Here is a 15235-nt window from a genome sequence, read left to right as displayed (position 1 = left end):
GTAAAAAGATTTTCCACATGCAACGCAGATGCTTTGCCATGGCCGGATTGGAGTTAAAAACCCCGGCCAGAAACAGCCGGAACCCAATCCGCTGGCCCTTTACCATTCTGCTATTTCCCCTGCTCCCTGCACCCTCGCCGCTTTTTGCTTTCTGACGTCCGCTTTTTCCGCTATTGTTGTTAACTTTACGCCACTTATATAAACCGAGCAGATAAATGACGATTTCATACAACTGGCTATGTGATTATTTACCGGTGAAGCCTACACCGGAGGAACTATCTACCATTTTAACCAGAATAGGCCTGGAGGTAGAAAGCCTGGAGAAATTTGAAGCAGTAAAGGGAAGTCTGGCTGGATTAGTGATCGGAGAAGTACTGACGGCTGAAAAGCACCCCAATGCGGATAAACTGAGACTCACCACCGTGAACACCGGCAACGGTGAGCCCCTGCACATCGTTTGCGGCGCTCCAAACGTAGCCGTAGGACAAAAAGTAGTGGTAGCTCCCATCGGTACCACCATCTACCCGCTGGACGGCGAACCGCTGACCATGAAGAAAGCAAAGATCCGTGGCGAAGAAAGCCAGGGCATGATCTGCGCAGAAGATGAAATCGGGCTGGGCAACAGTCACGACGGCATCATGGTACTCGACGCCTCCCTGCAACCCGGTACCCCTGCCAGCGAAGTATTTAAACCCGCACAGGACTACATCTTCGAAATAGGACTTACCCCTAACCGCATGGATGCCATGAGCCATATCGGCGTGGCGAAAGACGTTTGCGCATTTCTCAACAACATAGAACAAACCCATAAATACCAGGTACAACTGCCGGAAATCAAGGCCCTGCCCAAAGCAGACGCTCCTTTATCCATCAGCGTTACCATCGAAAATACAGATGCCTGCCCCCGGTACAGCGGTATTTCCATTACCGGCGTCCAGGTAGCGCCGTCCCCAGAGTGGCTGAAAGCCAGGCTCACCGCCATCGGCGTACGCCCTATCAACAATATCGTGGATATCACCAACTTCATCCTGCATGAAACCGGGCAGCCCCTGCACGCTTTCGACGCAGCAGCGGTGAAAGACAATGCAGTGGTAGTGAAAAACCTCCCTGCCGGTACGCCTTTCGTGACCCTGGATGATAAAGAACGTAAACTTGATGCCGCTGATCTCATGATCTGCAACGGCGCAGGCGAAGGCATGTGTATAGCAGGTGTATTCGGTGGCGCCCATTCCGGCGTATCCGACAATACCCACAACATTTTCCTGGAAAGCGCCTTTTTCAGCGCCGGTGGTATCCGTACCACTTCTTTCCGCCATGGTTTACGCACTGATGCTGCCACCCGCTTTGAAAAAGGTGTGGATATCTCCAACGTGGTATTCGCCCTGCAACGCGCTGCCAGTCTCATCTGTGAACTGAGCGGCGGTAAAGCAGCATCTGATATCATCGATGTATACCCTTCCGTAAAAGTAAAAACACAGGTAGAAACCACTTATAACTACATCCGTAAGCTCAGCGGCGGTAACTACCCGGATGATAAAATCAAAAACATCCTGCGCAGCCTGGGCTTCGAGCTTTTGGCTGAAACTGCCGAAGGATTCCGCGTATCCGTGCCGTTCAGCAAACCGGATATCAGCCTGCCGGCCGACCTGGTGGAAGAAGTAATGCGCATCGACGGGCTCGATAACATTGAAATACCTTCCAAAATAACCATCTCCCCGGCGCTGTCTGCCCAACCGGATGCAGAAAGCGTAAAGGAAAAAGTGGCCGACTACCTGGCTGCCAATGGCTTCAATGAAATATTTACCAATTCCATCACCAACAGCAAGTACTACACACCGGAAGTGCTGGAAACGGCGGTAAAAATGATGAACAGCCTCACCGTAGAACTGGATATCATGCGCCCATCCATGCTGGAAACCGGCCTTGAAAGCGTAGCCCACAACCTGAACCGCAAAAACGAAGACCTCCTGTTCTTTGAATTCGGTAAAACTTACCAGGTACTGGAAAAAGGCTATGGCGAAAATAATCACCTGGTATTATACCTGACCGGTAAGCAAACAGCGGAAACCTGGCTGCATAAATCCAGCCCGGTCGACTTTTACTTCCTGAAAGGTTTTGTGATCAATATCCTTAAACAACTGGGTTACAAACAGTTTGTCTGGGCAGAAAACACAGAAGCGGGCTTACAGCCTGCCTGGGATATCAAGGTGAAGAACCAGGTGGTAGTAACGCTGGGAGGCGTGCCTGCAGCCAAGCTGAAGCAGTTCGATATCAAACAGGCCGTATGGTTCGCTACCTTCAACTGGGATAAAATACTGGGACTCTTGCAAAAAAGTGATAACTTTTACAAGGAAATTCCGAAATTCCAGGCAGTTCGCAGGGATCTGGCACTCGTACTGGACAAGTCAGTGAAGTTTGCTGCCGTGGAAGCGGCTACCCGCAGCGTAAAATCCAGCCTGTTACAACAGGTAAACCTGTTTGATGTGTTCGAGAGCGAAAAATTGGGAGCGAATAAGAAGTCTTACGCCGTAAGCTTCACCTTCCTGGATCCTCAGAAAACATTGACAGACAAGGAAATTGACAGTGTAATGGACAAACTTATCAAAACGTTTGAAACGCAGTTACAGGCGGAGATAAGAAAATAGTATATTAAATGGTTCTGGAGCAATACATTCAACGCGTAGAAGAGAAACTGCACCTGCTGGTAAAAAAGCTCCAGCAGGTACAGGCGGAGAATGTATTGCTGAAAGAAGAAGTAACCATACAGCAACAGGCGCTGCAACAGCAGCAGCAGGCGGTACAGGGACTGGAGGAAAGGCTGCAACTCATGAAAATTGCATCCACCGCCCAGGGAGGTACCACCATAGCAGCAGAAGACGACGCGTTCAGAAAGGAGATCCGTGGCAAAATCAATGATTACATCAAAGAAATTGACCGCTGCATCGCATTACTGAACAGCTGATCTAAAATCATACATCATGGAACAACTCATTCCCGTTAATATCATCGTAGCCGACCGCTCTTACCGGATCAAGATCAAACCGGAAGAAGAAGCGGAGGTACGCCGTATTATGAAGGAAGTGAATGAGAAGATCGTCGATTTTAAGACCTCCTATGCAGGAAAAGACCTGCAGGACTATATTGCTATGGCCCTTATCATGTACGCCACACACCCTGTAACCAGCGGCGGCAAAGCACAGGCGAGCACTGCGCCTTTCTTGCAGGAAAAGCTGGAAAAGCTGGAAGAAATTATCAACCAGGCACTGGGTTAACCACGTTACCCGTTGCTTAACAATGAATTAGCTAATTGGCTAATTATCACGTATCAAAGACGCTTTAACTGCTATTTTTTTGTATTTTCGCGGGTCAGTTCTCGCCCCTGTCGTGTTTTAGCAGCGATCTGGGTATGAGAATACTACATAAATCAAGTATAAATAATTCATATGGATGTTACACTAACAATAGCTGCCGTATTAGCATTAATCATAGGAATTGTGCTGGGAAAGGTGATTTTTGCCAAAAATACGCAGCATAAAATAGACGAAGCTGAACTACAGGCTAAGAAGATCATTGCAGATGCACAAATCAGTGCAGAAACCCTGAAAAAAGACAGGCTCCTGGAAGCCAAAGAAAAATACCTGCAGCTGAAGAGCGAATATGAGAAAGAGGTATTGCAACGTAACCAGAAACTGGGAGAATCAGAAAACCGGATCAAACAGAAAGAGCAGGGTGTAAATCAGAAGAACGAGCAACTCCAGAAACAGTTAAACGAAAACGAAGCCATTAAAGATGGCCTGAACCGTCAGATGGAACTCGTCACCATCAAACGTACTGAACTGGAAAAACACCAGGAAGAGCATATCCGCCGCCTTGAAAAAGTAGCCGGCTTAACCGCAGAAGAAGCGAAACACCAACTGGTAGAAAGTCTGAAAGAAGAAGCCCGCTCACAGGCCCTCTCTCATATCCAGGAAATCATTGAAGACGCTAAATTAAAAGCGAACAAGGAAGCCAAGAAAATCATTATACAATCCATCCAGCGTACTGCTGCAGAGCAAACCATTGAAAATACCATCACGGTGTTTACCCTGGAAAGCGATGAAATCAAAGGTCAGATCATTGGACGTGAAGGCCGTAACATCCGTGCTATTGAAGCCGCTACCGGTGTGGATCTGATTGTAGACGATACCCCGGAAGCAATTGTACTGTCTTCCTTCGATCCGTTGCGTCGTGAAATTGCGCGTTTATCGCTGCAACGACTGGTACAGGACGGACGTATCCACCCTGCCCGTATTGAAGAAGTGGTAGAAAAGACAAAGAAACAACTGGAAGAACAGGTAATGGACATCGGTGAGAGAACCGTGATAGAACTGGGTATCCATGGCCTGCATAAAGAACTTGTCCGTCTCGTAGGTAAAATGCGTTTCCGCTCTTCCTACGGTCAGAACCTGCTCATGCACTCTAAAGAAACCGCTAACCTTTGCGCGGTAATGGCGGCTGAACTGGGACTGAACCCTAAACTTGCCAAACGTGCCGGCTTACTGCACGATATCGGTAAAGTACCTGATGAAGAAACTGAACTGAGCCACGCCTTACTCGGCGCCAAGCTCGCGGAGAAATATGGTGAACACGCCGCAGTAGTAAATGCGATCGGCGCCCACCACGATGAAATGGAAATGCAATATGTGATTTCCCCGATCGTACAGGCCTGTGATGCCATCAGCGGCGCCCGTCCTGGCGCCCGCCGTGAAATCATGCAAAGCTACCTGCAACGTATCAAGGACCTGGAAAACCTGGCCCTGGCACATGATGGTGTGGAAAAAGCCTACGCTATCCAGGCCGGTAGAGAATTACGTATTATTGTAGAAAGTGATAAAGTATCTGATGGAGATGCAGACCGTTTATCTTTCGAAATTGCCAATAAGATACAGACAGAAATGCAGTATCCTGGCCAGATTAAAGTAACCGTAATCCGTGAAAAAAGAGCAGTGAACATTGCAAGATAGTTTTCTGATGTAAAAATTTACGAATTACACATTATATTAGGGTCCTCCGTTGATAACGGGGGACTTTTTTTATCCATCAGAATTGTCATTCATTCATTTGAAAAATCACTAAATATTAGCAGTGTTATGAAAAAAACCTTATTCAATTGCTTGCTGGGCACCGCCCTGTTAATGGGAACCGGCGCATATGCGCAGAAAGCACAGTCTTTATTCAACGGCAAAAACCTCGACGGCTGGAAAATACATGGTACCGAAAAGTGGTATGTAGATAAAGGAGAGCTGATCTGTGAAAGCGGTCCGGATAAAGAATACGGCTACCTGGCTACCGATGGTCAGTACAAAGATTTTGAACTTACCGTACAATTCAAACAGGAAGCCGATGGTAACAGTGGCGTATTCTTCCACTCTTCCCTGGATGGTACCAAAATCAGTGGCTGGCAGGCAGAAGTAGCGCCGCCCAATATGCACACCGGCGGTATCTATGAGTCTTACGGCCGTGGATGGCTGATCCAACCGGATAAAGAAAAAGAAAAATACCTGAAGATGGGAGAATGGAACACCATGAAAGTACGGGTACAGGGCGACAATGTTACCACCTGGCTGAATGGTCATGAAATGATTACCCTGAAAGACGATAAAATCGGTGCTGCCAATGGCCAGATAGCCCTGCAGATCCACTCCGGTGGTGGTATCAAGGTAAGATGGAAAAACATCAAGCTGGTACCTTTAAAATCGTAAATAACCGCATCGAATGCACTTTACGGATAAAGTGATCCTTATTACAGGCGCCAGCTCGGGTATAGGCCATGAGCTGGCGCTTTTGCTGGCAAAAGAAAAAGCCAGGCTCATACTCGCTGCCAGGAACCAGGCCGCCCTGGAAGCCGTGCGCAACGAATGCCGGCTGTATACACCGCACTGTGAAATACTCCTGATGGACGTTACCGACGAAAACCAGGTGCAGCAAGGTGCGCAACACGCCATCAGCTTCTTCGGAAAAATAGATATACTGGTAAATAACGCCGGCGTTACCCAGCGGTCCAAACTGATAGACACCTCCGTTGCAGCTGTACGCCAGCTGATGGAAGTGAATTTCTTTGGCGCTGTTATGCTTACCCAGGCCCTGCTACCTCATTTCAAACAACAGGGCGGCGGACAGATCATCGTGATCAGCAGCATGGCCGGATTAATGGGTTACCCCTGGCGCTCCGGTTACAATGCTTCCAAACACGCGTTGCAGGGATATTTTGAAACACTGCAAACGGAGCAACCCATTCCCCGCTTATATACCACCCTCATTTGCCCGGGCCGTATCCATACGCCCATCACTTACTCGGCCATCACTGCCGACGGCTCTCCTTATGGTAAAATGGACCCGCACCAGGAAAAAGGACTGTCAGTAGCATTCTGCGCCCGCCGCATCCTCACTGCCATGCGTAAACGAAAAAAAGTAGTGCTCATCGCAAGGGAAGAAAAGATCCTGCTGTGGTTCAAAAGATATTTTCCACCCCTGTTTTATGTGATTGCGCGCAAAGGGAATTAATTTGCAGCAAATTTTAAGCGCATATGGACCTGTTACTGCAACAAATAGCTGCGGCTACCACTTATCTGCAATCTTTTTCCTTTGAAACCCCACGCGTGGGTGTAGTACTGGGTACCGGTCTCGGAGAACTGGTCAATCATATTAAAATAGCCCATTCCATTCCTTACCAGCAGATTCCTCATTTCCCGGAATCTACCGTAGAATCACATAAAGGACACCTGATCCTCGGACATATCAACGATACACCGGTAGTAGCTATGCAGGGCCGCTTTCATTACTATGAAGGCTATACGATGCAGCAGATCACTTTCCCGGTGCGCGTCATGAAAGCGCTGGGCATTCAACAGCTGCTGCTGAGCAATGCCGCCGGCGGTATGAACCCCGATTTTAAAAAGGGCGACCTGATTTTACTGGATGATCATATCAATATGCAGCCGGAAAACCCGTTACGCGGGCTCAATTCACCGGCTTATGGTCCCCGTTTCCCGGATATGAGCTGCCCGTATGATACGGTGCTGGGAGAAAAATTACAGCAAACAGCCACCGCTATGGGCCATCCGCTGAAAAAAGGTATTTATGTATCTGTAATGGGGCCTAACCTGGAAACCCGGGCGGAATACCGTTTTCTGCGCATGATAGGTGCCGACCTGGTAGGAATGAGCACTGTACCGGAAGTAATTGTGGCTAATCAGCTGCAACTCCCTTGCGCAGCGGTGTCTGTGGTAACCGATGAATGCGATCCCGATAATCTGCATCCGGTATCTATTGAAGAAATTATTGCCGTAGCGGGTAAGGCGGATAAACGCCTGAGCAGCCTTTTTGCTACCGTGGTGGCGGCTTTATAAGTAGTTATAAAACAAGAGCGGCTGCACCAGTCAGGTACAGCCGCTCTTTATATAAAGTATACTATTTCCAGAATCCTTCGTCGTCATCATCGTCTTCGGCTTCTTTGTCATCTTTCTTGTCTTCATCTTCATTTTCCTCTTCTTCTTCTGTTTCTTCTTCCTCTTCTTCTTGGTCATCATTGCCTCCCACTGATAACAGCTTTTCACCCATGATGTCGTCTTCTACGATGCCGTCAGCATCTTCGTCATCTTCATCCTCGTCGTCCTCCTCCTCATCATCATCTTCTTCCTCGTCTTCTTCATCTGCGGCTTCTTCTATAGCGACTTCGTTGTTTTCTTTTCCGGAGATGCTGTCCTCGATAATATCATCCGGATCTTCGTCTTTTTCGTCTTCCTGCGCTGCTGTGGGAGTAGTTCCGTAAGCGGTATCTTCTCCTACTTCGTCTTCGTCGTCTTCCCGGTTATTGAATTCTTCGTTTACTTCTTCGATGATATCATCAAAGCGAACGATTTCGTCATCCGGTTCTACTTCTTCATCTTCGGAAGCTGGTGGCTCCTCTTCGGATGGCTGGGCAGTGGTGAGATCATCCAGTTTATGGTCGGGGTCCAGCAGTTCGCCATCTTCCGATACCATCAGAGAGTGGGCGGTTTCAGCGGTATGGGTGCTATGTTCGCCGCGACCCAGGGTAGCAGTATCGTCGTTGATGAGGGTAGGTTGTATGATTTCTTCATCAAACAATTCCTTCAGCTTTGGCAGATCGGCCATAGAGGCCAGCCCGAAATAGTCCATAAAGGAGCGGGAAACGGCATACAGCAATGGCTTACCGGGTTGATCTTCGCTACGGCCGGTGATCACGATCAGTTCTTTTTCCAGTAATTTCTGAATAGAGTAATCGGTACTCACCCCACGGATGTATTCAATTTCCCCTTTGGAAATAGGCTGCCGGTAGGCAATGATAGCCAGTGTTTCCAGGGCGGCGGTAGATAATCTTTTCAGGAATTTATCGCCATTGAGCTGGGCAACGGTCTGGTAATATTCTTTTTTGGTGAGGAACTGATAGCCCCCGCCGCTGCTGCGGACTTCAAAAGCATAAAACTCAGAGCTGTATTTCTCCCTGATAGCTTCCATGGCGGCTTCCACCTGGTCCAGGTTGGTACGGTCTTCCAGGAAGGCCAATGCGTTATTAAGCAGATCCACTATTTCCAGCAAAGGCAACGGCCTGTCGGCGGCAAATATTAATGCTTCCACGTGCGGGATGATCTGTGATATTTCCATACGTTAACAGGAGATGTGGATTTACAAAAAAGGTCAAAGACCGAAAATACAGTCTTTGACCCTAATCTGAAAATATTAATTCAGTTGTTGACTTAGTCTTAATAATGCCTTACAAAGCTTAGCCAGCCAATGCTGCTGCACCGCTCACGATTTCTGTCAGCTCGGTGGTGATGGCTGCCTGACGGGCACGGTTGTAAGAGATCTTCAGGGAACGGAGTATTTCGCTGGCGTTTTCTGTTGCCTTATCCATTGCGGTCATACGGGCGCCATGCTCAGAAGCATGAGAATCCAGTACTGCTTTGAAGAACTGTGTGTTCAGGATTTTAGGCATCAGTTCTGCGATCAGGGTATCTTTTTCCGGTTCGAAGATGAAGTCTGCTTTCAGACCACCTTTGTCGGAATTTTCTACCTTGGCAATCGGCAGGAATTGTTCTGCTACAAATACCTGGGTGGCTGCGTTTTTAAATTCGCTGTAAACGATTTCAACTGCATCATAGGTTCCATCGATAAATCCTTGCATAGCTACTGCGGCCGCCTCTTTCACGTGATCGAAATTGAGGTTGGCAAACAGCTGCCAGAACTTGTCATTTACTTTATAACCGTTCTGTACAAAGTGATCATATCCTTTTTTACCAATTGGTAAGATGTCTACCTTGCCCTGCTCAAACTGCTCATTATACTTCTCGCGGATAACGCGTTTAGCAGTTTTGATCAGGTTGGAGTTGAAGGCGCCGCACAAACCTCTGTCTGAAGTGATCACCACAACCAGTACTTTTTCAACCTCACGCTGTGCCGCCAGTGGTGTATCGATATTGCCTTCGCTGTTGGAAACAATATTCTGTAACATTTCCTGGAGCTTTACGGCATATGGACGCATCAGCATGATAGCATCCTGGGCACGCCTTAATTTAGCAGCACTCACCATTTTCATGGCTTTCGTGATCTGCTGACCAGATTGAATAGACTTGATTCGGTTACGAACTTCTTTAAGCTGTCCGGACATATATAAAAATCAATTACGAATTACGAATTATCAATTTGCCAACGCAGGGATAGCCTCCTGAATTTGGCTGCAAAGGTAAGCAATGGCAGTTTAATTTGAAAATCCGGGGAAAGATAATTTAAACTTTCTTTCCTTAACTCATAATCAATCATTTATACATATACAACAACTACAGGGTAATGCTGGTTCCCAGTACCTGCAGGAAGGCGGCGATCCATTGCGGATGGGCCGGCCATGCGGGTGCTGTTACCAGTTTGCCATCTACTACCGCCTCATGTACTGCTACCGCCATATAGGTGCCGCCTGAAGCCGTTACCTCCGGCGCTACTGCCGGGTAAGCGGTTAGTTTCTTTCCACGTACCACATCCGCAGCCGTGAGGATCTGGATACCATGACAAACAGCTGCCACCGGTTTATCTTCCAGGAAGAAGTGCTTTACCAGTTCCAGTACGTTTTTATTCAGCCGCAGATATTCCGGAGCCCGGCCGCCGGCTATTACCAGTGCATCATAGTCTGCACCGGCGATATCATTGAATGTTGCATTGAGCACAAAACCATGACCGGGCTTTTCGCTGTAAGTCTGGTCGCCTTCAAAATCATGGATGGCGGTCTTGATCTTTTCACCTGCTGCCTTATCCGGACAAACCGCATGTACTTCATGTCCGATCATTTGCAGCATCTGAAAAGGAACCATGGTTTCATAATCTTCTGCATAATCTCCTGTCAGTAACAATATCTTCTTCTGTGCCATAGGATTGAAATTTTTATGTTGCTAAATATAAGCAATCATGACTGCTAAAAAAAGCAACGGAGACCATATAGTATGGTCTCCGTTGCTTTTTTAACATATCCTGTTAGTAACCCGGGTTCTGCGGGAATGGATTTGAAGAACGGTCTATCTGATCTTGTGGAATAGGGCGCAGCATATGTGTAGCCTTGATATTAGCCCTTGCCTGCTCATTATGCAACTGTACCCTTTCTACCAGTTTTTTGGTACGGCTCAGGTCAAACCAGCGTAATTGTTCACCTACCAGTTCGCGGCCTCTTTCATCCAGCACATAGTCGATGGTCATATCCGCTGCTGTGGCTTTCATGGCTTCGCGGTTAGCCAGTGTTTCCGCAGGAGTAGCGCCAGTACGGGCTGCTCTCATACGTACCACATTGATGGCATCTGCTGCGCCTTGCTTGTCGCCGGTCATCATCAATGCCTCTGCCTTGATAAGATAAGTTTCTGCCAGGCGGAAAGCGATGAAAGGTCTTACACCGGAAGCCTGGTTATCCGGACGCAGTGCATCCGCAAACTTGTTCAGCGACGGATACAGCTTTTCGGTATACAGTCTTGGCGGCACCAGCAGGTACGGTTTAGCTGCAATCTGCGCATCTGTTACGTCGTAACCAGGCAGATATACAGCCGTATCTCCACTTTTCAGGTTGTCGATCGGCGCATTGGTAAACCAGGTGGTAGTATAGAATTTATCGTAACGCACGTCATGGATGCGGTCTTTATACAGGGTATCGATCAGGAATTTTGTAGGGCGGAAGCGTTTCCAGGGCGTACCGTTGGGCAAATCGCGTTTCATGCCTTTGAGTACATCATACTGCATCAGGAAGAAACGGCAGGCGTTATTATCTGCATAACCATACAAAGGATCAGTGGTATACTGGGCGGCGAAAATAGTTTCTGCGTTGTTCTCGTTGCCTTGTGCCCATATTTTTCCAGGATCGTCGAGCAACTGGAAACTGTAATTTTTGATCACCATATCCGCATATTTGGCAGCATCTGCATAATCCGTAGGCTTGGCCTGCGGAGAAGAGGCACGGGTTAGGAATACCCTTGCCAGCAGGTGTTCTGCAGCTGGTTTGGTAGCACGGCCCCACTCAGACTGTGTATTAGGCAGGTCTTTTTCAGCCGCCTGCAGATCCGCAATCACCGCATCATAAATAGCGGATACGGAATCCCGGTGTGCTTCAGTGACGATTGCGGTGTTTTCGTTCAGGCGTAAAGGTATGGCGCCAAACATTTCCATCAGGATAAAATGGTAATGTGCCCGGCAGAACTTCGCTTCTGCCACCCCTTTGATCCTGGTGGGCTCATCGAGGTCTGTAATTTTGGTGGCACGGTCTACCACTACGTTACAGGTATTGATGGTTTGATAAAAACTGTTCCATATTTCCCGGGTATGTGCATAGCGGGAATCCAGCTGGGAGGTATACTGACTGGTAAATTTGAAGTCGCCGTCAGAACCGTTGGTATAAATGTCTGTTCCTGTTTCGGTTAAAGTCATGCCGCGTTCCGTACTATAAAAAACACGCATGGATACGTAAGAACCGGTAACAGCGGTTTGAAAGCCCGCCTTGGTATTATAGAACTCATCTGTTACGTTGGTTACAACTTTCTCATCCAGCATTTTATTACAGGATGTTGCTGCAACAGCCAGCAGCAGTATGATGGGAATAGTATATTTCATAACGTTTTCTTTTAAAGATTTTTCAGGTCTTTCCATAATTAAAACTTCGCATTTATACCGAACTGCAGCATCCAGGTGGCGGGTGCATCAATACCGATCACGTTTACATCTTCAGGGTCTACACCTTTCCAGGTCTGGCGGTAAGGCGCGAGGATCAATGGTTGTTTCACCCCTACGTTTACGCGGAAGTCGGCCATGTGCATGTTTTTCACCCATGCATCCGGGAAGGCATACGCCAGGGAAATATTCCTGATTTTAAAGAAGGAGCCGTCGAAATAGCTGAGCGACTGGTAGTTGTTCGGTCTTTCCTGGTTCACGTTCGGACGTGGAAAATCGTTGGTAGGATTGGAAGGTGTGTTGTAATCAATATTCAGGTTGTTATAACGGCCGAAGAGGGTGTTATAGTTCTGATAGAAATCACTTTTGATCGTGCTACCCATGCGGGCGAAGGCTACGATGGACAGTTCCCATCCTTTGTAAGAGAAGCGCTGGGTGGTACCGGCCGACCATTTAGGTTGCGGCGAACCTAAGATCTGGCGGTCTTTCGCATCAATGGTGCTGTCACCGTTGATATCTTCGAGGCGGATCTCTCCCGGCTTGGCGTTGTATTTAGCGGCAATTTTCGCGTCTTCTACCTGCCAGATGCCTGTTTTTTTGTAGTCATAGTATACATAGGTAGGCTGACCTACAAACCAGCCGTTACCAACGTCTGCTGTTCTGCCATTACCGATAGACAGGATTTCGGAGCGGTTACGGAAGAAGTTAACATCCATTTTCCAGCTGAATCCTTTGGGATTGTCGATTACGGTACCGCTCAAACCAACTTCCCAGCCCCTGTTGCGGGAGCTACCGAGGTTTTCCAGTACCTGGTTAAAGCCGTTGCTGTATGGGAGCAGGTGAGGCATGAGCAGGTCGGTGGTTTTCTGGTTATACCATTCGATCACACCGGTGATACGGCCATTGAACAAACCGAAATCAACACCGATATCGGAGGAGGTAGTAGTTTCCCAGGTCAGGTTTGGATTACGCAGATCGCCTGGTACAAAACCCAGGGCGCCTTTATTGGAGAAGGAGTAAGGGATCCTGGTGAGCAGGCCTTGCGTAGCATATGGGTTGATACCTGTATTACCGATACGTCCGTAGCTGGCGCGGAGTTTCAGGTTATCCAGGATGCGGTTGTTTTTCGCCCAGGATTCGCTGGTGATGTTCCATGCAGCGGCAACAGACGGGAAATAGCCCCATTTCTTACCGGGTGCAAAACGGGAGGAACCATCTGCACGCAGGGTGAGGGTGAGGAGGTAGCGGTCGTCGAAGCCATAGTTGAGGCGGCCCATGTAAGAAAGGATTGTCCAGGAGCTGAGGCTGCTGGTTACACCGGTTACATTCAGCGCCTGGCCGAGGTTATAGTATTGTTGTGTTTCCACCGGGATACCTCTTACGTTGGTAGTAGAAAGGTCTACATTCTGGCGTTGTACGCTGTACAAGCCGGTAGCGCCGATGGTGTGTTTCTTAAATGTTTTATTGTAAGTCACTACGTTTTCCACGGTGTAGGCCAGCGTTTGGGCGTTACCTTTAGAAGCCGTTGCATCACCGCCACCGATCAGGAGGTTGGTATTGTTTTTACCCTGGAAGAGGCCATAGTTGTAGTTCTGAATATCTGGTCCTACGTTGAGGCGATATTTCAGACCATCTGTAATTTCCACTTCAGCAAATAAGCTGGCGAAAATGCGGAAACGTTTCATTAACTCTACCCTGTTATTGTTTACGTAGTCGAGTAATGGGTTGGGCTGTTGGCTATCTCCCGTAGGGAAGGTAATCAGGTTGCCTTTATCATCATATGGAGCGGCGATGGGCAGCATTTTCAGCGCATTGTCGATACCGTTATAGGTTTCGCCATTCCGGAGGCTATAGGCGCCTAACAGGGACGCCCCTACGCGCACTCTTTCCCCGATCTGCTGATCCAGGCCGATGTTAACGTTATAACGTTCGTAGCTCTGTAATTTCAGGACGCCCTGGTCTTTGAAGTAGCCAAAGCCCACGGTATACTTTGTTTTTTCGGAACCACCGGCTACGGTAATACCATGATTGGTCTGGTATCCGGGGGAGAGCATGAGATCCTGCCAGTTTACGTCTGTTCCTTTCTTGATATTGGCATATTCAACCGCGTTGAATATTTTCTTGTCGGATGCGTCCTGGTTGGCATCGTCGTATTTGCCACCGGTGCGGTTGGCTTCGCGGCGCATTTCAATGTATTTGGCCGCATTCATCATGTCTGTCTGGCCCAGCTGCTTTACATATCCGTAGGAGCCGCTATAGGAAACCACAGGTTTTCCGACCTTGCCGCGCTGGGTAGTAATCAGTACAACGCCGTTGGCGCCCCTGGATCCATAAATCGCTGTGGCTGAGGCATCTTTCAAAATATCCATCGATTGTATTACTCCAGTGCCGATATCGCTGAGGTTACCTCCGTAAGGGATCCCATCTACCACATAGAGGGGGTCGTTGCCGGCGGAGAGGGAGCGGCTGCCACGGATACGAACCTGTGGTTCATCGCCGGGTTTGCTGCTGTTGTTGATAACTTCCACACCGGGAGCGCGGCCCTGTAAAGCCTGCTGCGGGTTAGTTACCGGTACATCCTGGATGGCTTTGGTGCCTACGGACGAAATAGCGCCGGTTACATCTTTTTTCTTCTGGGCGCCATAACCGACTACCACAATTTCTTCCAGCTTTTTCCGGTCTTCTTCCAAAATTACGGAAACGATTGCACGACCTTTCACAGGTTCTTCATGACTGGTAAATCCAACATAGGTAAAAACAAGTACTGCGTTGGCGGCATCTTTCACCTGCAGTTTAAAATGTCCGTTGGCATCCGACTGGGTGCCTGTATTTTTTCCTTTGACAGAAATAGTTACGCCCACCAATGGTAGCTTCTGGGCGTCCCGTATATTACCTTCCACGGTAATGGGAGTATTTTGTGCCTGGGTGAGTTGGTAGAATAGCAGACATGCTATCATACAGATAAGACGTGAAAAAACCTTTTTCATAACGTAGTTTATAGTGATTGTAGATAAAGAGTATTTCCTCTGATTTTGGCTGTTGC

The 15235-nt window shown here is 48.1% G+C and carries 12 protein-coding genes; 7 read left to right on the top strand and 5 right to left on the bottom strand.

All coding sequences use genetic code 11. The features are described from left to right. The first annotated feature begins 215 nt into the window (after positions 1-215). From pheT to BMW79_RS07115, 7 genes are all read left to right on the top strand, one after another. The gene (gene pheT, locus BMW79_RS07145) at positions 216-2645 is read left to right on the top strand and encodes a phenylalanine--tRNA ligase subunit beta (RefSeq protein ID WP_089892448.1); all 2430 of its coding nucleotides are present in this window, start codon (positions 216-218) and stop codon (positions 2643-2645) included. Between the two features lie 8 nt (positions 2646-2653). Then, positions 2654-2962: a hypothetical protein gene (locus BMW79_RS07140; RefSeq protein ID WP_089892444.1), complete on the top strand. Its 309-nt coding sequence runs from the start codon at positions 2654-2656 to the stop codon at positions 2960-2962. Between the two features lie 16 nt (positions 2963-2978). Next, a complete protein-coding gene (locus tag BMW79_RS07135; RefSeq protein ID WP_079469557.1) occupies positions 2979-3272 on the top strand; it encodes a cell division protein ZapA in 294 nt (97 codons plus the stop codon). Between the two features lie 171 nt (positions 3273-3443). After that, positions 3444-5003 carry a ribonuclease Y gene (gene rny, locus BMW79_RS07130; protein WP_089892440.1) on the top strand — a complete coding sequence of 520 codons (1560 nt, stop codon included), beginning with the start codon at positions 3444-3446 and terminating at the stop codon, positions 5001-5003. 126 nt (positions 5004-5129) lie between these two features. Beyond that, the gene (locus tag BMW79_RS07125) at positions 5130-5741 is read left to right on the top strand and encodes a 3-keto-disaccharide hydrolase (RefSeq protein WP_089892438.1); all 612 of its coding nucleotides are present in this window, start codon (positions 5130-5132) and stop codon (positions 5739-5741) included. Between the two features lie 13 nt (positions 5742-5754). After that, positions 5755-6543 carry an SDR family oxidoreductase gene (locus tag BMW79_RS07120; RefSeq protein WP_089892435.1) on the top strand — a complete coding sequence of 263 codons (789 nt, stop codon included), beginning with the start codon at positions 5755-5757 and terminating at the stop codon, positions 6541-6543. Between the two features lie 23 nt (positions 6544-6566). Then, entirely contained in the window at positions 6567-7388 is an 822-nt protein-coding gene (locus BMW79_RS07115; RefSeq protein WP_089892432.1) for a purine-nucleoside phosphorylase, read from the top strand. Between the two features lie 61 nt (positions 7389-7449). Here BMW79_RS07115 and scpB read toward each other — a convergent pair whose 3' ends face one another. From scpB to BMW79_RS07090, 5 genes are all read right to left on the bottom strand, one after another. Further along, positions 7450-8664 carry an SMC-Scp complex subunit ScpB gene (gene scpB / locus BMW79_RS07110; RefSeq protein ID WP_089892429.1) on the bottom strand — a complete coding sequence of 405 codons (1215 nt, stop codon included), beginning with the start codon at positions 8662-8664 and terminating at the stop codon, positions 7450-7452. A 118-nt stretch (positions 8665-8782) separates the two neighbouring features. Next, a complete protein-coding gene (gene atpG / locus BMW79_RS07105) occupies positions 8783-9667 on the bottom strand; it encodes an ATP synthase F1 subunit gamma (protein WP_089892425.1) in 885 nt (294 codons plus the stop codon). 169 nt (positions 9668-9836) lie between these two features. Beyond that, positions 9837-10418 (bottom strand): DJ-1/PfpI family protein, encoded by a 582-nt coding sequence (locus BMW79_RS07100; protein ID WP_089892422.1) that lies wholly within the window; start codon positions 10416-10418, stop codon positions 9837-9839. 103 nt (positions 10419-10521) lie between these two features. Then, positions 10522-12135, bottom strand: a complete 1614-nt coding sequence (locus tag BMW79_RS07095; RefSeq protein WP_218150288.1) for a RagB/SusD family nutrient uptake outer membrane protein — start codon at positions 12133-12135, stop codon at positions 10522-10524. A 38-nt stretch (positions 12136-12173) separates the two neighbouring features. Next, positions 12174-15179 (bottom strand): SusC/RagA family TonB-linked outer membrane protein, encoded by a 3006-nt coding sequence (locus BMW79_RS07090; protein WP_089892415.1) that lies wholly within the window; start codon positions 15177-15179, stop codon positions 12174-12176. Positions 15180-15235 lie beyond the last annotated feature (56 nt).

The organism is Chitinophaga arvensicola, from assembly GCF_900110835.1.
Taxonomy (GTDB): domain Bacteria; phylum Bacteroidota; class Bacteroidia; order Chitinophagales; family Chitinophagaceae; genus Chitinophaga; species Chitinophaga arvensicola.
The sequence above is the reverse complement of the archived record's forward strand: the minus strand, read 5'-3'. Positions and strand labels throughout refer to the sequence as shown.